This is a genomic window from Thiomicrolovo immobilis (assembly GCF_039645955.1).
Classification (GTDB): domain Bacteria; phylum Campylobacterota; class Campylobacteria; order Campylobacterales; family Sulfurimonadaceae; genus Thiomicrolovo; species Thiomicrolovo diazotrophicus.
Map to the genome: position 1 here is coordinate 337,582 of NZ_CP147916.1, position 20,324 is coordinate 357,905.

The 20,324-nt window shown below is 57.2% G+C and carries 20 protein-coding genes and 1 tRNA gene; 18 read left to right on the plus strand and 3 right to left on the minus strand.

Translation table 11 applies throughout. From position 1 onward, the window contains the following. The first annotated feature begins 69 nt into the window (after positions 1 to 69). From thrS to WCX72_RS01805, 8 genes are all read left to right on the plus strand, one after another. Positions 70 to 1,878, plus strand: a complete 1,809-nt coding sequence (gene thrS / locus WCX72_RS01770; protein WP_345970533.1) for a threonine--tRNA ligase — start codon at positions 70 to 72, stop codon at positions 1,876 to 1,878. Beyond that, on the plus strand, positions 1,875 to 2,408 hold the full coding sequence (infC, locus tag WCX72_RS01775) for a translation initiation factor IF-3 (protein WP_255707412.1): 534 nt from the start codon (positions 1,875 to 1,877) through the stop codon (positions 2,406 to 2,408). The genes thrS and infC overlap by 4 nt, the downstream gene beginning before the upstream one ends. Positions 2,409 to 2,540: 132 nt before the next feature. Next, positions 2,541 to 2,732, plus strand: a complete 192-nt coding sequence (gene rpmI, locus WCX72_RS01780) for a 50S ribosomal protein L35 (protein WP_231020065.1) — start codon at positions 2,541 to 2,543, stop codon at positions 2,730 to 2,732. A gap of 98 nt (positions 2,733 to 2,830) precedes the next feature. Beyond that, the gene (gene rplT, locus WCX72_RS01785) at positions 2,831 to 3,184 is read left to right on the plus strand and encodes a 50S ribosomal protein L20 (RefSeq protein ID WP_345970534.1); all 354 of its coding nucleotides are present in this window, start codon (positions 2,831 to 2,833) and stop codon (positions 3,182 to 3,184) included. An 86-nt stretch (positions 3,185 to 3,270) separates the two neighbouring features. Then, positions 3,271 to 3,891 carry a uracil phosphoribosyltransferase gene (upp, locus tag WCX72_RS01790; protein ID WP_345970535.1) on the plus strand — a complete coding sequence of 207 codons (621 nt, stop codon included), beginning with the start codon at positions 3,271 to 3,273 and terminating at the stop codon, positions 3,889 to 3,891. Between the two features lie 80 nt (positions 3,892 to 3,971). Beyond that, positions 3,972 to 6,017, plus strand: a complete 2,046-nt coding sequence (locus WCX72_RS01795) for a TonB-dependent receptor (protein WP_345970536.1) — start codon at positions 3,972 to 3,974, stop codon at positions 6,015 to 6,017. Next, positions 6,014 to 6,568 carry a YfiR/HmsC family protein gene (locus WCX72_RS01800; protein WP_345970537.1) on the plus strand — a complete coding sequence of 185 codons (555 nt, stop codon included), beginning with the start codon at positions 6,014 to 6,016 and terminating at the stop codon, positions 6,566 to 6,568. The genes WCX72_RS01795 and WCX72_RS01800 overlap by 4 nt, the downstream gene beginning before the upstream one ends. Next, positions 6,565 to 7,890 (plus strand): diguanylate cyclase, encoded by a 1,326-nt coding sequence (locus WCX72_RS01805; RefSeq protein ID WP_345970538.1) that lies wholly within the window; start codon positions 6,565 to 6,567, stop codon positions 7,888 to 7,890. The genes WCX72_RS01800 and WCX72_RS01805 overlap by 4 nt, the downstream gene beginning before the upstream one ends. A 1-nt stretch (position 7,891) precedes the next feature. Here WCX72_RS01805 and WCX72_RS01810 read toward each other — a convergent pair whose 3' ends face one another. Further along, positions 7,892 to 9,013 carry a hypothetical protein gene (locus WCX72_RS01810; RefSeq protein WP_345970539.1) on the minus strand — a complete coding sequence of 374 codons (1,122 nt, stop codon included), beginning with the start codon at positions 9,011 to 9,013 and terminating at the stop codon, positions 7,892 to 7,894. A gap of 110 nt (positions 9,014 to 9,123) precedes the next feature. Here WCX72_RS01810 and WCX72_RS01815 point away from each other — a divergent pair, with 110 nt between their 5' ends. Continuing rightward, positions 9,124 to 9,996 carry a hypothetical protein gene (locus WCX72_RS01815; protein ID WP_345970540.1) on the plus strand — a complete coding sequence of 291 codons (873 nt, stop codon included), beginning with the start codon at positions 9,124 to 9,126 and terminating at the stop codon, positions 9,994 to 9,996. 129 nt (positions 9,997 to 10,125) lie between these two features. Beyond that, on the plus strand, positions 10,126 to 10,350 hold the full coding sequence (locus tag WCX72_RS01820) for a hypothetical protein (RefSeq protein ID WP_345970542.1): 225 nt from the start codon (positions 10,126 to 10,128) through the stop codon (positions 10,348 to 10,350). Between the two features lie 101 nt (positions 10,351 to 10,451). On the opposite strand, the gene WCX72_RS01825 is transcribed toward WCX72_RS01820, so the two are convergent. Continuing rightward, positions 10,452 to 10,539: transfer RNA gene (locus WCX72_RS01825), tRNA-Ser, on the minus strand. A gap of 144 nt (positions 10,540 to 10,683) precedes the next feature. On the opposite strand from WCX72_RS01825, the gene mnmG reads away from it, so the two are divergent. The 7 genes from mnmG to WCX72_RS01860 all read left to right on the plus strand — a co-directional run bounded on the left by mnmG (position 10,684) and on the right by WCX72_RS01860 (position 18,080). Continuing rightward, positions 10,684 to 12,564: a tRNA uridine-5-carboxymethylaminomethyl(34) synthesis enzyme MnmG gene (gene mnmG, locus WCX72_RS01830; RefSeq protein ID WP_345971503.1), complete on the plus strand. Its 1,881-nt coding sequence runs from the start codon at positions 10,684 to 10,686 to the stop codon at positions 12,562 to 12,564. After that, positions 12,561 to 13,430 carry a hypothetical protein gene (locus WCX72_RS01835; RefSeq protein ID WP_345970543.1) on the plus strand — a complete coding sequence of 290 codons (870 nt, stop codon included), beginning with the start codon at positions 12,561 to 12,563 and terminating at the stop codon, positions 13,428 to 13,430. Before mnmG ends, WCX72_RS01835 begins: the two co-directional genes overlap by 4 nt. Before the next feature lie 56 nt (positions 13,431 to 13,486). Further along, positions 13,487 to 14,008 (plus strand): ubiquinol-cytochrome c reductase iron-sulfur subunit, encoded by a 522-nt coding sequence (petA, locus tag WCX72_RS01840; protein WP_345970545.1) that lies wholly within the window; start codon positions 13,487 to 13,489, stop codon positions 14,006 to 14,008. Between the two features lie 13 nt (positions 14,009 to 14,021). Beyond that, positions 14,022 to 15,236: a cytochrome bc complex cytochrome b subunit gene (locus WCX72_RS01845; RefSeq protein ID WP_345970547.1), complete on the plus strand. Its 1,215-nt coding sequence runs from the start codon at positions 14,022 to 14,024 to the stop codon at positions 15,234 to 15,236. 10 nt (positions 15,237 to 15,246) lie between these two features. After that, on the plus strand, positions 15,247 to 16,188 hold the full coding sequence (locus WCX72_RS01850; RefSeq protein ID WP_345970548.1) for a c-type cytochrome: 942 nt from the start codon (positions 15,247 to 15,249) through the stop codon (positions 16,186 to 16,188). Positions 16,189 to 16,356: 168 nt separating this feature from the next. Then, positions 16,357 to 17,322: a GTP 3',8-cyclase MoaA gene (moaA, locus tag WCX72_RS01855; RefSeq protein WP_345970550.1), complete on the plus strand. Its 966-nt coding sequence runs from the start codon at positions 16,357 to 16,359 to the stop codon at positions 17,320 to 17,322. Continuing rightward, positions 17,322 to 18,080 (plus strand): 7-carboxy-7-deazaguanine synthase QueE, encoded by a 759-nt coding sequence (locus WCX72_RS01860; protein WP_345970552.1) that lies wholly within the window; start codon positions 17,322 to 17,324, stop codon positions 18,078 to 18,080. Before moaA ends, WCX72_RS01860 begins: the two co-directional genes overlap by 1 nt. 4 nt (positions 18,081 to 18,084) lie before the next feature. Here the strand turns inward: WCX72_RS01860 and WCX72_RS01865 are convergent, their stop codons facing one another. Continuing rightward, complete coding sequence (locus tag WCX72_RS01865; protein ID WP_345970554.1) at positions 18,085 to 19,356, minus strand: TAXI family TRAP transporter solute-binding subunit; 1,272 nt, start codon at positions 19,354 to 19,356, stop codon at positions 18,085 to 18,087. Positions 19,357 to 19,390: 34 nt separating this feature from the next. Between WCX72_RS01865 and WCX72_RS01870 the strand changes: the two genes are divergently transcribed. Continuing rightward, the gene (locus tag WCX72_RS01870) at positions 19,391 to 20,323 is read left to right on the plus strand and encodes a hypothetical protein (protein ID WP_345970556.1); all 933 of its coding nucleotides are present in this window, start codon (positions 19,391 to 19,393) and stop codon (positions 20,321 to 20,323) included. Position 20,324: the final 1 nt, after the last annotated feature.

Here is a 20,324-nt window from a genome sequence, read left to right on the forward strand (position 1 = left end):
GAATCACGCCAATATTTTCGGACGTCTTCGGGTGTCCCGTGACAAAATGAATGTTAGGAACAGAGACTGATGGATGCTATTGCACTCAAACACAACGACGATATCATTGATTTGCAAACCGCCGAGGCCCTCGGAATCAGCGGGGAAGCGATCGTACTGGATAACTCGGATGACGCCCTGGAAGTGCTACGCCACTCCACGGCACACCTGATGGCCCAGGCGATCAATTCGCTCTACACCAATGCCAAGTTTTTCGTTGGCCCCGTCGTCAAAGACGGATTCTATTACGACTTCAAAGTCGACGAAGAGATTGGTGAAGCGGACCTGAAGAATATCGAGAAAGAGATGCTCAGACTGGCGAAGAAGAAGTATGACATCGAACGCTATGAGATCTCGATGGAAGAGGCGAAACACAAATTCGGCAACGACGAGCTGAAACTCGATGTCCTGAAGCGTATCCCGGAGACAAAAGTTTCCGTCTACAAACAGGGCGATTTCGAGGACCTCTGCCGGGGTCCGCACCTGCCGAGCGTGCGCCATATCCGTCACTTCAAACTGACGAAGATCGCCGGGGCCTACCGCGGCGGCGACAGCAAGAATGAGATGCTGACCCGTATCTACGGCGTCGCCTTCGCGGACAAAGAGACCCTCAAAGCCTACCTTGACCGCATGGCGGAGGCGGAAAAACGCGACCACCGCAAGATCGGCAACGAGATGAAACTCTTTACCTTCCGCGAAGAGGTCGGCGCGGGCTTCCCGATCTGGCTTCCGGCCGGGGGACGCCTGCGTTCGCGCCTGGAGGGACTGCTCTTCAAGGCGCACCGCAAGCGCGGCTACGAGCCGGTCCGCGGACCGGAGATGCTGCGTTCGGATCTCTGGAAGACCTCCGGGCACTACCAGAACTACGGCGAGAACATGTATTTCACAAATATCGACGAGATCGAGTTCGGCGTCAAGCCGATGAACTGCGTCGGCCACATCAAGGCCTATGAACACGACTTGCACTCCTACCGCGACCTGCCGCTGAAGTACTTTGAATACGGCGTCGTCCACCGCCACGAGATGACGGGGGCGCTCCACGGGCTCTTCCGTGTCCGGGAGTTCACGCAGGATGATGCGCACATCTTCTGTACGGCGGAGCAGATCGAGGAGCAGATCATCGAGATCGTCGATTTCATCGACAAGATCATGAAGACCTTCGGCTTTGAGTACCAGATGATGATCTCAACCAAGCCGGAGAAGGCCGTCGGCGACGACGCGATCTGGGAAACGGCGACCAACGCGCTGAAGACGGCGATGGACCGTAACAGCCTTACCTACGGGATCGACGAGGGGGGCGGGGCCTTCTACGGGCCGAAGATCGACATCAAAATCACCGATGCGATCGGCCGGGAGTGGCAGTGCGGAACGGTCCAGCTCGACTTCAACCTGCCGGAGCGTTTCGAGCTCGAATACACGGGTGAAGGCAACGCCAAGGTGCAGCCGGTGATGATCCACCGTGCGATTTTAGGTTCATTTGAGCGATTTATTGGTATATTGACAGAGCATTACGCCGGGGAATTCCCGATGTTCGTCGCGCCGACGCAGGTGGCGATCATTCCGATCGCCGAAACGCATAACGCTTATGCGAAGGAGCTGTCGGACAAATTGATGGACATCGGAGCCGATTCGGAGATCTTCGACAAGAACGAAAGTCTGAACAAACGGGTCCGTACGGCGGAAAAAGGACGGGTGCCTATGATCATCGTTATCGGTGACGACGAGGTAGCCAACAAGAAAGTGGCGGTACGCGACCGCCGCGAACGGACACAGTACGATCTCTCCGAAGTAGAGTTCATCGCGCTGATCCAGAAGAAAATTAATGAGGTACATTTTTGAGTAAAAAACAAGACCGCGTCATCATGAACGATGACATCCGAGCTCACGAGGTACGCTGTGTCGTAGACGGCGGAGAAGCACTGGGTATCGTCCCGACAGATGTCGCGATGGACAAAGCAAACGAGCTCGGACTTGATCTTGTTCTGATCTCCCCGACGGCAAAACCGCCGGTCGCGAAGATCATGGATTACGGCAAATTCAAGTACCAAGAAGAGAAGAAGAAAAAAGAGGCGAAGAAGAAGCAGGTCAAGATCGAGGTCAAGGAGATCAAACTCTCCGTCAAGATCGCCGAGAACGACGTTGGCTACAAGGTCAAACACGCCCGCGAGTTCCTCGAAGAGGGCAAGCACGTCAAATTCCGCGTTTTCTTGCGCGGCCGCGAAATGGCCCACCCCGAAGCGGCGAAGGATGTCCTGCTCAAAGTATGGCCGATGGTCGAGGATATCGGCGTCATGGACAAAGAGCCGCGCCTGGAAGGGCGCTACTACAATATGCTCGTCCTGCCGAAAAAAGACGACAAGAAGAAATAATCCTTCCCCCGCCGCCGGCATCCGCCGGCATCTTCCAGACACGCTATTCCAATTTAACGTTTTTTACGCTATAATCGCGTCCTCATTTTATACCTGCAGGTGTAAATGTCGAGATTACAGAAAGGATGCACGATGCCAAAGATGAAATCGGTCAAGGGCGCTGTCAAGCGTTTCAAGGTCAAAAAAAGCGGCAAAGTCAAACGCGGTACAGCGTTTCGCAGCCACATCCTGACAAAACAGGATGCCGGTACACGCCGTAAGCAGAACACGCCGAAGTATCTGACAAACACAGATGCCAAAGCCGTCAAAGAAATGATCGCGTAAGCGGTCCAACAGCTAACTCTCCAGCTCAGGCTGGGCAAGTCCGCACAGCGGCACCCGGAACAGTGAAACAGATGAACGGGTAAAGAAAGGAAAAGAATATGCCAAGAGTAAAAACGGGTGTCGTCAGACGCCGTCGTCACAAAAAAGTACTGAAACTTGCACGCGGTTTCTACAGCGGTCGCCGCAAACACTTCCGCAAAGCGAAAGAGCAGCTCGAGCGCAGCCTCGTCTATGCTTACCGTGACCGCAAGCAGAAGAAACGCGATTTCCGCAAACTGTGGATCGTTCGTATCAATGCGGCATGCCGCCTTAACGATATGAACTACTCTACGTTCATGAACGGTCTGAAAAAAGCAGGCATCGAGCTTGACCGTAAAATTCTTGCCGACATGGCGATGAACGACGCAGCGGCTTTCTCTGCCGTCGTCGCACAGGCCAAAGCGGCGCTGTAATCTTCCGGGGCTGCGGCCCCGATTCTCTTTTTTCCCTTTTAGATAATCTTCTGTACAATTGATGATCCTTCTTTCGAGGAGCTTCCATGACCCATGCACTCCATTCCCCTTTGACAACCCATCTCATCAACCGGCTGCGTGACGGGACGACCGACGCAGAGGAGTTTCGCCGGCTGGTAAAACAGCTGACGCTGCTGCTGGTGGATGCGGCACTGGGGGAGGATGATCTGAAGCCCGTGCCGCTGCGAACCTGGCAGGGAGAGAACACGTATGCTCTGGCGGATGAATCGGAGATCGTTTTCGTGACAATCCTGCGCGCGGGGCTGCCGATGCTCGATGCCGTCATGGATCTTTTCCCAAAGGCCTCGGTCGGTTTCCTGGCGATGAAACGGGATGAGACGACGCATGAAGCGAAGCTCTATTACGACCGCGTGCCCGAATGCCGCGGCAGGCATGTCGTGATCGTCGATCCGATGGTCGCGACGGGCGGTTCACTTAACGATGCCGTGACGCTGCTGCGCCAAAAGGAGCCCGCACGGATCACGTCGCTGCATATCATCGCTTCCCCCGAAGGGGTGGAGAAGGTCACGGCTACTCATCCGGAGCTGGCCCTCTTCATTGCGCAGATCGACAGAGGCCTGAGTGCGGACAAATTCATTCTTCCGGGCCTGGGCGACGCCGGCGACCGGGCCTTTAATACGCTCTAGATATAGTCGCAGAATTTAACAATCCCCTCAGACGTTCTCCTATATTATAGGATTATGTTATATCGGATTCAGGGTGTTACGTGAAACTGGGAACAGTGTTGGGATGTGCCTTCCCCCTGATGCTTATGGCTGCCGGGACAGGCAGCGATGATCTGGCGGCTTTGCTGGAAGAAGCGAACCGCGGGGTTGCATCGGCGGGGTTGAACCTCGACTACACCACCTCTGTCGTCTCGGTTCTCGAACATGATCAACTGTTCCGACTCGGGCTGAACACGCTCTTCGAGGCCCTTTCGATCATGCCCGGCGTTGAGACGAGTATCAGCCAGTTCGGGGTGAAAAAAGTGATCGTGCGGGGGCTTGACAATCCCAATACCTTTACCTTCGACAAAACGCGCCTGGTCCTCGACGGCGTTCCCATTGAAACCGCTTTTCTGTCGAACACCGCCACCTTCTTGGAGCTGCCGGTGGGAATCATCGAGCGGATCGAAGTGCTTCGTGGACCGGCATCCGCCTATTTCGGCAGCGGGGCTTTCAACGGGGTGATCAGCGTGACGACGCGCCACAGTGAAGCGGACGGCAGCGGCCTTTTTTTCGGTGGGGGGAGTTATGCCTACCGTATGGGCGGCGGACGTATCTTCGCGCCACTGGGGGCGGAGACGTCGCTGCAGGCGGATGTCTACCTGCAGCGTTCGGACAAATTTCTCTATGCCGGTGACGACTTTGTACCGGACTATATCTATGATCCTGGGACGGGGGCCGTCCCGTTTCTTCGCGCCTCCGAAAGCAATGAGCGTCTGAACGATTACAGTGTCGGGATGAGCTTACAGCACCGGGGATGGAGCCTGAAGAGCCGACTGAAAAGCAGAGAAAGCGGGAACTATTACGGGTGGAACGAACGTCTGGAGCTTGACACCGATCCCCGCAATATCGAGCGCTACTTTTTTGCCGAAGGGGGGTACGAAGCGCCGGTGGGCAGTGCCACGACGCTGCATACGACGCTCGCATACAGTTACTACGATCTTGATGTCGAGGCACAGGATTATTATCACGACTCTGCGGCGGGGGTGTGGATCCCCTACCGCTTCAGCGTGAACGAAAGCGAGGATAGGTTCCGGGTCGAAAGCCGTCTGAAGAGCAGGGCCGTAGAGGGGAACTCCATCGAAGCCGGTGTACTGTGGCAGCGCATCGCGGAGCGCAGCAACGAGATCAGCGATACGCTTACCCCCTACGGTGACCGTCCTCTCGTTGAAGAGGGGTTGCGGCGCGACAACCTTGCCCTCTACCTGCGTGATGACTGGGACGTCAGCAGGAAGTTCGGCCTGCTGCTCGCCGCACGGGGGGACTATTATGCCAAGGAGAAACGCTTCTACCCGAGCCTGCAGGTCGGCGCCCTCTATACACCGGATGACCGCTGGCAGTTCAAGCTCAATTACGGCCATGCGTTCCGTGTCCCCTCCTGGGTGGAGCAGTACTCGGTGGATTACGGTCCCGGCGACGGCACCCGTGCCGGGAATCCGTCGCTCACCGCGGAGACGACGGAGACCTTCGAAGCGATCGCCATCTTTAAACAGGACACCGGTCAACGTCTGCAGCTCAACAGCTATTATGCGCTGCAACGCGATGTCCTCGATATTGATGACAAACCGGCCGAAGGCGGCTACAGGAACTGGCCGTCGCGCACCTCTGCTGGGTTTGAAATGGTATACGATGCGATGTTGCTGGCCCAGGACCATCTGAACCTGAGCCTCTCGTATACCCATACGACCTACCAGACGGCCGGGAGCGGGATCGAACAGCTGATGCCGACGGCGGCGCTCTGGATGACGAAGGGGTATTACGTCCACTACATGACGCCGCTCTTTTCGCTCTCCCTTTTGGCCAAATACATCGGCGAACGTCCCTATAACCGCGAGTTTGAGGCACGGGCAGGGTCGTCGAACCTTTCGCCCTACCTGACGCTGGATACGACGCTGGCCTATGTCAGCCCGGCGCACTGGAGCCTGATGATCAGTATGAAAAACCTCACCGATGCCGATGTGCGTTATCCCAGCTACTACTCCCGCCATCCCGGGGGGCTTCCCCGGGAAGGCAGAAACTTTCTGATCACGGCAGAGTACCGGTTTTGAAACGGGTAGGCATCTTTGTATTGTTGCTGCCGCTGGCCCTGGCGGCATACCAGTATGAACCGGTGCTGCTCGAGACCCAGGCGAAGTTGGTACCGCGTTTTTTGAGGATGAGTACGGGGGTGACGAATAACGTGGAAGGCCGCCTGGCGATCTGCGTCGTGTACGACGAGGGAGAAGGAGAGGTGGCCGATGCCTTCGCCAGCATGGTCCGCACCGCCTATCCCGACGGGTGGAAAGGCGAGCGGATCTGGATCGTCAAGAGCCGGTACGGAAGTCTGGAGCAACGCTGTGCGCGCAGCGAACTCCTTTTCCTGCTCAACGCGGAAGAACCCAACATCCGTCGTGCCGTCTCGTTTGCGACCGCGAAGCGCAAATTGACGGTCTCCTATGAGAACCGCTACCTTGAAGATGGGGTACTCATCTCGCTGCATGTGGGTCGGAGCGTGCGTCCCTACCTCAACCTGTCACAGGCGAAGGAGGCGGGGATACACTTCAGCAGCGGGCTCAAACGCATCTCCAAACTCCTGGAGCCGCCGAGGGGGAAACGATGAAAGCGTCGATCAGCGTTCGTGTCCGCATCCTCGGCACGGTAGTCGTCTTTGCCCTGGTACTCTTCTTGCTGGTGCAGTACCAGTACGAAGTCAAGCTCAAAGTCATTCTCAACGCCGCCGAACAGAGTAAGTACGAGACCGTCGCCGACACGGTACTTCCCGTCCTGGCGGTGAACACGGCATTTGAGCTGCGGGAGGAGAACCGGCAGTATATGATGGAGCTGGTTGAGCAGAATCCGGACCTGGTGCGTATTGTTCTTCGGACGGAGCAGGCGGGAACGATCGACGCGCAGGTGCGGCAACCGCCGGAAGGTCCCGAGATCCGTCTGCAAAAAGTGCTACCGGACCCGCAGGGCGGAAGCGCACTGGGCGAGGTGACATTCGTCTTTGCCAGCCGGGTGCTGCAGATGACGGAGCATGAACACCGGACGTTTATCGTCAGTTTTGTGTTGGTCGCAGGAGCGCTTTTGATGCTGCTGATCGTCATTTTGCATTTTGCGATACGGCCGCTCTATGTACTGCTGGAGTGGATCCAGAATTTCGATCCCAAAACCGACGATATGAGTACGATGCCCGAGGCGTGCTGTGAAGAGGTGCGGATGATCGAGGAGTCGATGCAGCAGATGTTTGAACGTATCCGCCACTACACATCCGAGCTCGATGAACTCAACCGGCACCTGGATGAAAAGGTGCGGGAGCGCACGGACGAATTGAGCTGGACCAATACGCAGCTTCAGGAGGAGATCCGCATCCGCAAGGCGGCGGAGGCAGCCCTCAAATCGGCGAACGAGCGCTTGAAGGCCCTGAGCCGCCTGGATGTCCTGACCGGCATCGCGAACCGGCGTTCGTTTCAGGAGCACCTGACGGAGCACTGGTCGATCTGCGTACGCGAACATCTCCCGCTTTCACTCATTATTTGCGACATTGACAATTTCAAACGGGTCAACGACACTTACGGGCACCCTGCCGGCGATGTCGTGATCCATACGATTGCCGAAATCCTCGGCAGCGAGATCAAGCGCGCGTCGGATCTGGTGGCGCGTTACGGCGGCGAAGAGTTTGCCATCATCCTTTTCAATACGGGGCATGAAGATGCCTTGGCCCTGGTCAAACGCCTGCAGGAGAAAGTGTGGAATATGTCAGAACTGCCTTCCCCGGCGGAAGCGGTGCGCGGCGTCAGCCTCAGTTTCGGCTACTGTTCGCTGGTGCCGGGGCCTGCGGACAGCATTTCCAAATGTATTTCCGCGGCGGACGAGGCGCTTTACAGGGCGAAGAAATCAGGACGGAACCGCATCGTGTACGGCGGGCGCGATCCGGTCTAGCCTACTCCGTCACGTGGTGTTTGGAGAGTTTCCGGATCACCGTATCGACCTGGGCACTGCTCATGGCATGGTGGGGTTTGATGACGTTGCTGATATAGGCGATTTCCGTTACGGTGACGCCGTAGGGATCTTTCTTGACGGAGTGGGGACGGCCGTTGCGCTCGGTGATCAGCTCCAGGTTCTTGCGGCTGTGGGAGAGAAAAAAGTTGAGGATATAGCCGCCGGTGTGCTCTTTTTCGACCGCGATGTAGGCCCGGGCATCGTTCGGGTTGGCGATGCCGGGGAAGCGCTCTTTGAAGGCGTCGGGCTCCATATAGCCGATATACATTTTGACGAAAAGGTCGTGGTAGCGCTGCACGGTGTTGGAAAAGAGGAACTGGGTATTGATCACTCCGTTCTTGATCCGCGTCTTGTTCAGTACCCACCCCAGAGTGTTGTAGTAGCGGAACGGGTGGATTTTAAGATCTTCCGTTCCGACGATCTGCGATCCGCTGATGCGTTTGAAGGGCTTGCGGCGCGGCCGTTTCTCCTGCTTCAGCCATTCGAATACGCTCGCGGCGCTGTAGGGTTTGGTGACCCATGCCGTCGCATAATCGGGCAGGGTGCTGAGCCCCGTCACCCCTTCGTTGAGTACCAGGAGGGCCTTGATGTCGTAGTGGGGGAAGAGGGTCTGCAGCAGCGCCCGTTTTTTCCGCATACGCTTGCGCAGGTTCGTTACCGAGCCCACCAGGGTCATCTCGACGAAGTAGAGCTCTTTCTCCGTAAAGAACATCGCGTCGAATTCACCGATCTCGTTGCGCTTGATCCGGTAGACGATCTGTCCCTTCCAGTTGACGGAGAGGGCGTTCGGCTGGGCCTTCGTACGTTGTTTGTGGGGCCCTTTGACGATGAACTTTTTAATGAATTTGTGCTGTTTGGCGTAGCGCAGCAGCATCTCGTAGGCGTAGTTTTCGAAGACTTCCCCTTCGAAGGAGCGGTACGCGCTCATGAAGGCGTCGCTGTCGGGACCGAGCCCCTTTTTGACGAGGGAGAGCAGGTGCTTGACGTGGTAGTCGTAGTAGAGAAGGTTATCGCCCAGTTCGCTGTCATCGAGGTTGGCGATGGCTTTGCTGATTTTGGGCAATACGACTCCTTTTCCGGGGCACCGTCGGTTTTTGGGGACATTATAGAGAAAGTCGGCTGTGAGTTCGCGAAAGCCATAAGGAGTTTAACTTCAAAGGGTATAATGGAGGTATGAAGAAACGACATACCTTGATCATGGCAGCAGCAGCGCTTTTTGCCCTGCTGGGCGGATGCGGACCGGTCGAAGATGTGCAGACGCAGGATAACAATACCATCGACCTGCCGACGACGCCGGCAAACAACTGCCCGGCGGGTTCCTACTCCGAAAACGCGTTCGGATGCTACGGCGATAGCGTCCTCTTCCCGAGCGCGACGGGGGAGACGGTAGCCGAGGACGTGTGGAGCATCTACTCCCAGAGCAACACGGACCGCACCGACGGCATCGTCTTTTATGACCGTTACCAGTACGGATACAGCTTTCAGCCGGACGGGTTCGGTTTTCAGCAAAACAGGTCCGACGGCTACAACAGCTACTGGGAGTGGGGTGTCGCCGCGACCGGGAACCCGCTCTCCGTCGGCAATTACGACGGGGTGACTCACCAGTACACCTCTACGGGACAGGGGTATCAGGGGCAGCCGAACTGCTACGAGGTGACCGACAACGGCCAGACCCTGAAGCTCTGCCATGAAACGCTGCAGAACCAGGATGCCAATGTGTCGACGTCGGGCTACTATTACGGCCCGACGGTCAAGTTCGGGAACCTGCTCAACTACAACTTCGTGGTTGTAGGGACATGGACGATTTCGGGCTATTCGGGCAACACGGCGCCCTCAGAGACGCTTTATTTCAGCGAAAACGGGACCATATCGACCGGCAGCGGCGGCGAGTGGGGCGTCAGTGCGGACGGTAAAATCATGGAGATCGCAGGGATCCGCTATCTCGTCTTTCAATACCTCGAGGGCGCCGACGCGAACTGCATCGCGACCATCGAACTCTCCGGCGGCACCGCTACCTCGACACTTTGGAAGATGTGTAAACTGTAGCAGACTTCTTCTTCCCGGCCGGCGGCCGGTTCTTTCCGTTTTCATTCCCGCGCCGAACGGCATTAATTTGCTCTTGTTTCCTCATTCGAAATAGATTATGATTGCTACATATAGTCTCGGAGGAATACGATGAAGTATGATGACGATGATGCTTCGGCCGGCAGGGAGAACGCTGCTCCCTATGATGACGACGATGATGCGGTACCGCGGAAAAGGAGACCCGCAAAAGAGGAGTCCGATGAGGCGCTGCCCAATGAAAAAAGAGGGTATACGGACCGCGAACGCGATATGATCGAGGCGTGGCTGAAGACGCATAAACCGACGCGGGATGCTTCGGAAGACGAAGAGGAGTAAATTCTCTGAAGGCCAATGCCGTTGCAGGGATGCCGAAGGGTGTCAAATGCTTCTATAGTGATGATGTGTTCAAAGCGGATGAAATAAAGAGGTGATGGATATGGCAGACAGGAAGGGATTCGAACCCTCGAAGCTGTTACACTTACACGCGTTCCAGGCGTGCGCCTTCAACCGCTCGGCCACCTGTCTACATTTTTTGAAGACCCGCATTATACCCGATCAATCCTCAATTTAGTTTTAAACGAAGCGGCTAGGCAGAGGTATCGGCTCCGAAGTCGCTATAATTCCATTTATTAAAAGGTCGAAAAGACCTGAATAGCGGAGAGAGACGTGTTGGAATACGATATTATCGTCGTCGGCGGCGGGCATGCGGGCATCGAAGCCTCCCTCGCGGCGGCACGGATGGGCAAGAAGACCCTGCTGGTCTCCATGCTGGCCGAACAGGTAGGGGCGACGTCATGCAACCCGGCCGTCGGCGGACTGGCAAAGGGGCATTTGGTCAGAGAACTCGACGCCCTCGGCGGCGAAATGGGACTGCTTACCGACGAGGCGGGGATCCAGTACCGCATCCTCAATGCCGCCAAAGGTCCCGCCGTGCGCGGCAGCCGGGCGCAGATCGATATGGACAAGTACCGCATCGCCGCGCGCAACGTCATTTTGAACACCCCGAACCTCGACCTGCTGCAGGAGACCGTCGAAGGGCTGCTTTATGAAGAGCAGACGGTAACGGGGGTACGTACGAACCTGCTCAACGAGTACCGCGCCAAACGTGTCATTCTCACGACGGGGACCTTTCTCAAAGGGGTCGTGCATATCGGCGAGGTCAAACAGACCGCCGGCCGCTTCGGGGAGTTCTCGGCGGAGAATCTCTCCGATTCGCTCCGCGCTCTCGGCCTCAAGGTCGGTCGCCTCAAAACGGGGACCTGCCCCCGCGTCGACTCCAAGACGATCGATTTCTCGGTGATGGAGCAGCAGCCCGGCGACAAACTGCCGAGCCCCTTCAGTTTCCGCACCGACCGCGAGACGTTCGCCGAAACGAAGCAGCAGCTCCCCTGTTACATCGCCTACACGAACGAGGATACGCACGGCATCATCGAAGGCAACTTCCACCGCGCCCCGCTCTTCACCGGCCAGATCGAGGGTATAGGCCCCCGCTACTGCCCCAGCATCGAGGATAAGATCAATCGTTTCCGGGACAAAGATCGTCACCACCTTTTTATCGAGCCGCAGACCGAGGAGAACACCGAGTGCTACATCAACGGGATGAGTACGTCGCTTCCGCCCGACGTGCAGCAGGCGATGGTCCACTCCGTGCGCGGCATGGAGAACGCGAAGATCGTCCGCTACGGCTACGCCATCGAGTACGATTACGTCGACCCGACGGAGCTGAAACACTCCCTGGAGACGAAAAAGGTGCACCACCTTTTCCTCGCCGGCCAGATCAACGGGACGACGGGCTACGAAGAAGCGGCGGCCCAGGGGCTGATGGCCGGGATCAATGCCGCGCTCTCCCTGGACGGACGGGAGCCGCTGGTGCTGGGCCGCGACGAAGCTTACATCGGCGTTCTGATCGACGACTTGGTCACCAAGGGGACCAAAGAGCCCTACCGCATGTTCACCTCCCGCGCCGAGTACCGCCTGCTGCTGCGCGAAGAGACGGCGGACATCCGCCTGGGCAAATACGGCCACGATGCGGGACTCATCGACGATGCTACCTTTGAGAAGTTCGAGGCGAAACGGCTGCAGATCGAAGAGGGAGCAGCGCTCATCAACGCGACGGAATATACTCCGAACAAGGAGTTCCTTGCCTTTCTCGAGAGCATCGGCGAGGAGCGCGTGACCGACAAGATCAGCGCGCAGCAGCTTATCGCCCGCAAGAGCTTCACCCGGGAGAAGATGCTGAAACTTCTGCCGGAACTCTCCAAGTACGATCCGTATATCCAGGAGCAGATCATGATCGACGCGAAGTACGCCCGCTACGTCGAGAAGCAGCTTGACGAGATCGAGAAGATGAAGAAGAACATCAGCATCAAGATCCCGGAAGGGTTCGATTTCGCTTCCGTCAAAGGGCTCTCCAACGAGATCGTCGAAAAGCTCAAGACCTTCAACCCGCCGACCCTGCAGGCGGCCTCGCAGATCAGCGGGGTGACGCCGGCAGCGATCGAGATCCTGCACATCTATATCAAAATGGCGCAGAAAAAGGCGGCAGGATGAGACTCTTTTACTATGTGCATACCGGGCACCGTATCGGCCTGGACCGTTTCCGCCGCGCCGCGACGATCATCCGCGCGCTGGGCGACGTCGACATCACCCTGCTGAGCTCCGATTTCCGCATCGCCTCGATGGCCCGCGAACACGGCATCAAGCGTGCCGTCGGCGTCGACGTCGTGCGTAACATTCCCCAGATCGCAAACAACGGGGACAAGATCATCTTTGACTCCGCCGAGATCAATCCGGTGATGCTCGATGACATGACCCGCTACTTCTCGACCTTTATCCGCATCAGCGACGATCCCAACGAACAGAAGCATCCCGATGAACTTCTTATCTCCCCCTATCTCGAAGGCGAAGGGGTTTTCAAGGGGGTCGCGGTGGACGACGCCTGGTTCGAAGAAAAGCCCAAAACGATCAAGCGGGCTTTCTTCTTCGGCGACGATGATTATGAAGAGGACCTTGCGGCGAACGCTGCAACCTTCGCGGGGCTGGAGCTGGAGCTGCTGGAAGGGTTCTACTGGTTCTACGGCTACGGCGAGAAACTCAAGGGCAGTTTCACGGCGCTGCATGACGAAGAGGCGTACGATGCCGTGATCGCCGGTAGCGAATGTCTGGTAACGTCCTCGCCGCAGGCAGTACTGGAGCATCTGGCCGCCGGCGGCAAACCGATCTACCTGCAGCGGGAAGACTACCCGACCGATTTCATTCCGCTTTTTGAATCACTCACCATTCCCGTTATTCATGGTTTTAATAAGTCTGCATTATCCGAAGCATTAAATAAAATGCAATCACATACCTATCACGCATGCCCCAAAAATAGCGAAAAACTGGCAACCTTTCTTAAACAAAATCTAGATTTATATTGACTTAATCCTATTTTATATAAGATAGAGCGAAATATTTTATAAGAGAGGACATAACTATGGAGCAAAGCCGTAGGGGTTTTATGGGTAAAGTCTTCGGTGCGGTGGCCGGTGTCGGCGCCGTCGGAGCACTTTATGCCATGAAAAAATCGTGGGACCCGCTTCCGAGCGTCAAAGCCGCGGGTTTTACGACAATCGATCTGAGCGCAGCTGAACCGAATAAGCTGATGGTCGAAAAATGGCGTGGAAAGCCGATCTTCGTACTGAAAAAGACACCGGAGATGGTCGCCAAGCAAAGCGCGGAGCAGACGGCACGCGATATCGTCGTGAACGGGGATAGCTTCCTTATCTGTATCGGGCTGTGTACGCACCTGGGATGTATCCCGGCTTACCGCGAAGCGAAACTGGACTTCAAATGTGCCTGCCACGGGGGTGAGTTCGACAGCAGCGGTATCGAGACGAAAGCTCCGCCGCCGAGTCCGATGGTGATCCCGCCCTTTAACGTGAAGGGCAACACGGTCGTACTGGGTGAAGAGGGCGAAGCGTATCGCAAAATGAAAGAAGCCGGCGTGCTGGCATAAGTGAGGGGGAGAAATGGCACATTTTACCAAAGCAACCAGCGTTCATGACTGGTTGAACCAGCGCCTGGCGATCGATACGCTGCAGCGCGTACTCTCAAAAGAGTATTGGATTCCGAAAAACATCAATTTTCTTTGGGCAATGGGGATGGTTCTGGCGTTTACGTTCGGCATCCTTCTCGTTTCAGGGATTTTCCTGCTGATGTACTATCAGCCAAACGTCGACACAGCCTTTGACAGTGTCAACTATACGATCATGCGCGAAGTGGATTTCGGCTGGCTCTGGCGCCACGTACATGCCGTTGCGGCCTCCGTCGTCTTTTTGATCATCTATATCCACATGCTGACGGGGATCTACTACGGTTCGTACAAAAAAGGCCGCGAGATGATCTGGATCTCCGGTATGCTCCTGTTCGTGGCGTTCTCCGCCGAAGCGTTCAGCGGTTACATGCTGCCGTGGGGCCAGATGAGCTACTGGGCGGGGATGGTTATTACCAACCTCTTCAGCCTCGGTTCGCTGGAGTTCAACGGGCTTGTTGAGTGGATCCGCGGTGACTACGTCCCGGGTCAGGCCTTCCTGGACCGCTTCTTTATGCTGCACGTCCTGCTGATCCCGCTGGCGATCCTGGGGGTCATCGGTCTGCACTTCGGTGCCCTGCGCATCCCGCACGTCAATAACCAGGACGGCGAAGAGTTCGATTTCGAGGAAGAAGCGGCCAAGTACAAAGCCGGCAACAAGAAAGAGTCCAAGGTCATCGCCTTCGCGAACGACTTCCTTTCCAAGGATATGTTCGTCGTGAGCATCTACCTGATCTTCTTCTTCTACCTGGTCTTCTGGCACTTCGGTTTCGCGATGGACCCGATCAACTTCGACCCGGCTGACGGATTGAAGACGCCGCCGCACATCTATCCGGAGTGGTACTTCCTCTGGAGTTATGAGATCCTGCGTCCGTTCCCGAAAGATCCGGGCCTCGTCGCCTTCGGCTTTGCACAGGTGATCTTCTTCCTGCTGCCGTGGTTCGACCGCAGTCCGAACGCCGTGCCGGCAAGCCGCCGCGGCCTCTTTTTCTTCTGGTTCTGGGCAATGGTTATCGATCTGATCGTCCTGACCGCGATGGGCAAGCTGCCGCCGGTCGGCGTCTACAGCCTTATCGGTAAAGTAGCGGCATATGCATTTATCGCCCTGTGGGTGATCCTGCCGTTCATCACAAGAAATGAAAAACGGGTATAAGGAGAAGTAGATGAAAGAATTTAAAATTTTAGCTGTTGTCATCTTCTTTACCCTGGTGACTTACTGGTTGGTCGAACCTTTTGCCCATTCGCAGATGCATGCGCATGTTGAGAGCGAAGGGTTCTCCTATGATGATCTTCCGCCGCTTGAGAAAACGGGCGATGTGGCCCGCGGCCAGGAGCTGGTCATGGGTGCAGGCGGCTGTATCGGCTGTCACAGCATTGAAGCCGCGGGCTTCCCGGCGGCAATGTCACCGGTCGACAATAGTGCGGCTTACGGCGTCAACCCGCCGGACCTGAGCAACGCGGGCGGTATTTACGCTGCCAAGTTCCTCGCGGCGCTGATCAAGAACCCGACGCAGGCGCTGATGGTCGAGCACAAGTTCACGCCTGAGAGCGGCAAGATGCACCCGATGGTCGCCTTCTACGGTGCCGGCGGGGACATTGACCAGGAGGTCGCCGATATGGTCGCCTACCTGCAGTCCATCGCGCCGAAACCGGACCAGATTACGCCGAAGCAGGCATTCGATACGGCCTGCGGCCGCTGTCACGCCGTCAAGTACGAGAAGTGGACGCAGATCGGCGAGAAACCGGTCTTCAGGAAAAAGCGCGACGAGCTGGTCTTCCTGACACAGGTCGAGGATTACAACGCGAACCTGATGGGCTATATGGGTAAACTCCCGCCGGATCTCTCCATGTACATCCGTTCCCGCGGCGAACACTACATCTCGACCTTTATCGAGAACCCGCAGAACTTGCTCCACGGCACGGCGATGCCGCGGGTCGGTGTGAGCAAAGACGGGGCGGAGAAGGTGATCGAGTACCTCGTAGAGGCGGGCGATCCGAAGCATGCCGAACGCGATAGCGTCGGTATCAAGGTGATGATCTTCCTGCTCGTCTTCGCGGCGGCATCCTATCTCTGGAAAAAAGAGATCTGGAAAGATCTGCACTAACTCCGGGGCCCGCGGCCCTGCCGCACCCGGTTACTTAACCCATCTCAACCCTTTCCAATCAACTTCCCGCTATAATTTCACTTTTCTAATGGATAGGATACCTTTCCACACATCAAAATATGAGGCACACCCCGAGCGATTCGGACGTCCCTTGAAAAAGAGTAGGCATTGCTGGTAGACAAGTTTGACAGGACCGTTGATTATCTCCGCGTTTCGGTAACGGAGCGCTGCAATTTCCGCTGTCAGTACTGTATGCCGGAAAAACCCTTCTCCTGGGTCCCCAAAGAGAAACTGCTCAGTTTCGAGGAGCTTTTCGCCTTTATCAAGGTGGCCATCGACGAAGGTGTGAAGAAGATCCGTATCACGGGGGGTGAACCGCTCCTGCGCGAAGACCTCGACGTCTTCATCAAGATGATCCATGACTACAAGCCCGATGTCGACCTGGCGATGACGACCAACGCATTTTTGCTCAAGGGGGCGGCGCAGCGGCTCTACGACGCCGGGCTGCGCCGCCTGAACGTCTCCGTCGATTCGCTCAAACCGGAGGTGGCGGAGAAGATCGCCCAGAAAGACGTTCTGGGACCGGTCCTCGCGGGCATCGAAGAGGCGCTCAAAGTCGGCCTCAAGGTCAAGGTGAATATGGTGCCGATGAAGGGCGTCAACGACGGCGAGGTCCTCGACATCCTCGAGTACTGCAAAGAGCGGGGAATGGTCGTGCGCTTTATCGAGTACATGGAAAATGTTCACGCCCATGATGAAGTCAAGGGGCTTGACAGCGAGGAGCTGCTCAGCATCATCGGCAGCCGCTACAGCTACGAGGACGAGGGCTTCGACGGCCACTCCCCGTCGCACTACTACAAGCTCGGCGATGGCTACGAGTTCGGCATCATCGAACCGCACAAGGACGATTTCTGCAAAAAGTGCAACCGTATCCGCCTCACCGCCGAGGGACAGCTGATCCCCTGCCTCTACTTTGACGAGGCGATGAGCATCAAGGACGCCGTCAAGCGGGGCGACATCAAAACGGCGGCCCTGATCCTCAAAGAGGTTGTCAAGAACAAACCGGAGAAGAACCGCTGGAGCGATCCGGACGGCGAGCACTCCAAGCGCGCCTTTTACGAAACGGGGGGCTGATGCTCTACCTGGTCGAACACTTCTACTCCATCCAGGGCGAGGGACGCTATACGGGTGTGCCGTCGCTCTTTTTCCGTTTCGGCGGCTGCAATATGCGCTGCGAGGGGTTCGCCTGCAGCGAGACCGCCGCGAACGGGGTGACGGTCACGGGCTGCGATACCGTCTATGCCGTCAACAAGCAGCATTTCGGTGCCCAGTGGCTCTGCATCGAGCATATGGACGAGCTCATTACGATCATGAACGGGTATACCCTTCCGCCGCAGGTCGACGTCGTCATGACCGGCGGTGAGCCGCTGATCTATGCGGAAAACGAGGTCTTTACCGCCTTTGTGCGCCACCTCGTAGACCGGGGGCACCGCGTCACCTTCGAGACCAACGGCGCCATGCCCGTCGATTTCGAGCGCTTTCCGGTCTACCGCGACTGCGTCTTCGCCCTCTCCGTCAAGCTCTCCAACAGCGGTGAACCATTTGAGAAACGGGTGCGCCCAAACGCCTTCGTCCCTATTGCGCAGCAGGCGAAAGAGGCCTACTTCAAGTTTACGATCGACCGTGGCTCCATCGGCGAGAACATGGAGCACGAGATCGACGAAATCGTCGCGCATGCGCCGCAGCTCCAGGTCTACTGCATGCCCATGGGCGGCAGCCGCGCCGAGATCGAAGCCAACACCGAAGCCGTCATCGATTTCTGCAAGGCCCGCGGCTACACCTACAGCGACCGCCTTCATATCCGCATCTGGGACGCGAACAAAGGGGTATAGTCTCCTAGCGCTGCGCGCGGAGCTTGCCCAGGATCAGCTCGAAGTGCTGGATCAGGTCGTAATACTCCCGGCGATAGGAGAGCGGTACGTCGACTTTCTGGATCTTTAGCAGTGCCTCTTCGAGTTTCATGACCGCTTCGCGCCGCTGCGGCGCGTCATAGCTGTCCATCTCATCTTCGATCGCATTGAGCGTTCTGTACCAGCGGTAGATCTTGGAGCGGCTGCGCCAGCTCACGAGCGGCAGGAAGAGTTTCACCAGCGGGATCATCAGGGCGATGACCGGGATAAAAAGCAGCATCAGCCGCTTGATGATCGAGGCAATCCAGAAGGGGAAGAGGCTCTCCAGCCAGCTCTCGCCGTCGCGCAGATAGACCTCCGCATCGGCGTTGATAGGGAATTCCAGGCGGGCGGTGCCGGGGAACTCGCCCTCTTTGCGGAAAACGCCTGCGCCGCCGTGGACCTTTTGGGCGGCGCGCAGCACCAGCCGGATGAGATCGGGATGGAGATCGTCGCGGCTGACCAGCGTCGCCGTCGCGGCGATGAGATGCTTGGTCGTTGCGGGGAGGTTGTGTTCAAGGTCCATGACCCCTTCATCCAGCGTGACGGCATTGAGAAAGGGGTAGCGGACGGTATAGGCGTGGGTTCGGGTGAAGTCGAGCAGTTTGATCTTCGGATCGAGCAGCAGCGTCTTTGTCAGCGGCGCGAAGGCGCCGATGATGCTAAAAAGCGCATCGGCGTCGCCGTCGAAGAGCGCCTGGGCCCCCGCGTCGTTTCCGAGGGAGAGTAAGGTGCTGTTCTCCGACGTGATACCGTTCGCCCCCAGCAGCGTGAGCGCGAGGGCCTTTGTTCCGCTCCCGTCGGCACCGACGGCGATGCGTTTTCCCTTGAGTTCGCTCAGGTTGTGCAGTTCCCCAGCTGCGGCGGAGTAGTAGACCCAGATCGGTTCGTTGTAGAGGCTGGCGAGGGAGGTAAAGGGCTCGCTTCTGAACGCATCCGTACTCCCGCTCTGCACAAATGCGATGTCGACCTTTTTCGCTTTGAGCAGTCCGAGTGCCTCCACCGATCCCTGCGTGGGAACGATATCGACCGTGACATGCTGCTTGGCCAGCAGCGCTTTGTAGCGCAGCGCGCTTTGGTAGTAGATCCCCTCTTCGGTGCCGGTGGCGATGGTGACGTGGTCGGGGGCCAGCGGCGGGAGGAAACGGCTGCCGACATAAAGCAGCCCGAGGAAGAGGGCGAGTATGGGCAGAACGATCTTGCAGAGATGACACTTCATGACGCTATAATAACGAAAAAAGCGAAGCGGAGCGATGACACGTGTTGTGCTGGCCGTCTGGATGCTGTGCCGTGTCCTGTGGGGCGCGGATACGCCCGAAGAGGCGGCGAAGAAAGCGTACCTTGCCAACATCAATGCCCTGATGGTCTTTACGACCAAGGACGGACTCAACTCCGGGACCTACGAGTTCACCCGGGCCAATACGAGCATGTACATCATCCACCTCCCGCTGCGCTACCAGTTTGATCCTTTCGCCCCGGACCTGAACGCCTTCGTGATCGGCGGAGTGGGATACAGCAAAACCAAGCTGACCAACGACGTCAATACATCGACACCGCTCTCCGGCGACATCGCGCTGAGCGCGACGAACATGCTACGCACCTATACCGGCGGGATCGGCGGGGGGCTGCGCTACCGACCGGGCCTGGGGTTCGAGATGCTCGGCGGGCTCGAGGCGATCTACTCCCGGGTCGGCGTCAGCGCCCGCGACGATAACGGCGCAGGCGACAGTGTCGGGGACCTGTTTAAAGAGAGCTACAACGCCAACATCTCCTACCGCGTCTTTTTTGCGCTGGAGTACCGGCGTGAATGGAAAGGGTACAAACCCTACGCGACACTGACCTACGACCTCTATGAGACCAAAAGCGCCATCAGTACCAAGCAGCTGAGCAAGTTTACCACCCAGACGAACGTCACCTCCTTTTCCATCGGAGGTGAATCGGCGCCGCTGGCGGACTACCACGGGATGTACCTGACGCTGGAGGGGTACCTGCGCGGCAGTTACCTGGGGGGCGATATTACGCGCGTGACGCACTTTGACGGCTACGGGACGCTCGGCGGTGTCGGCTACTGGTACGTCAGCGAGGCGATGAACTATATCGAGCGTTTTTTTCTCGAAGTGAGCACGATCCAGGCCGACGGCCTCCGGGGGTATAACATCGGACTGGGGTTTACGCTGGATTATTAGG

Excerpts from the sequence above, each read along its gene's own strand:
- thrS (WP_345970533.1), top strand. The coding sequence starts at position 70 with ATGGATGCTATTGCACTCAAACACAACGACGATATCATTGATTTGCAA.
- rpmI (WP_231020065.1), top strand. The coding sequence starts at position 2,541 with ATGCCAAAGATGAAATCGGTCAAGGGCGCTGTCAAGCGTTTCAAGGTC.
- rplT (WP_345970534.1), top strand. The coding sequence starts at position 2,831 with ATGCCAAGAGTAAAAACGGGTGTCGTCAGACGCCGTCGTCACAAAAAA.
- upp (WP_345970535.1), top strand. The coding sequence starts at position 3,271 with ATGACCCATGCACTCCATTCCCCTTTGACAACCCATCTCATCAACCGG.
- WCX72_RS01805 (WP_345970538.1), top strand. The coding sequence starts at position 6,565 with ATGAAAGCGTCGATCAGCGTTCGTGTCCGCATCCTCGGCACGGTAGTC.
- WCX72_RS01815 (WP_345970540.1), top strand. The coding sequence starts at position 9,124 with ATGAAGAAACGACATACCTTGATCATGGCAGCAGCAGCGCTTTTTGCC.
- WCX72_RS01820 (WP_345970542.1), top strand. The coding sequence starts at position 10,126 with ATGAAGTATGATGACGATGATGCTTCGGCCGGCAGGGAGAACGCTGCT.
- WCX72_RS01835 (WP_345970543.1), top strand. The coding sequence starts at position 12,561 with ATGAGACTCTTTTACTATGTGCATACCGGGCACCGTATCGGCCTGGAC.
- petA (WP_345970545.1), top strand. The coding sequence starts at position 13,487 with ATGGAGCAAAGCCGTAGGGGTTTTATGGGTAAAGTCTTCGGTGCGGTG.
- WCX72_RS01845 (WP_345970547.1), top strand. The coding sequence starts at position 14,022 with ATGGCACATTTTACCAAAGCAACCAGCGTTCATGACTGGTTGAACCAG.
- WCX72_RS01850 (WP_345970548.1), top strand. The coding sequence starts at position 15,247 with ATGAAAGAATTTAAAATTTTAGCTGTTGTCATCTTCTTTACCCTGGTG.
- WCX72_RS01860 (WP_345970552.1), top strand. The coding sequence starts at position 17,322 with ATGCTCTACCTGGTCGAACACTTCTACTCCATCCAGGGCGAGGGACGC.
- WCX72_RS01865 (WP_345970554.1), bottom strand. The coding sequence starts at position 19,356 with ATGAAGTGTCATCTCTGCAAGATCGTTCTGCCCATACTCGCCCTCTTC.
- WCX72_RS01870 (WP_345970556.1), top strand. The coding sequence starts at position 19,391 with ATGACACGTGTTGTGCTGGCCGTCTGGATGCTGTGCCGTGTCCTGTGG.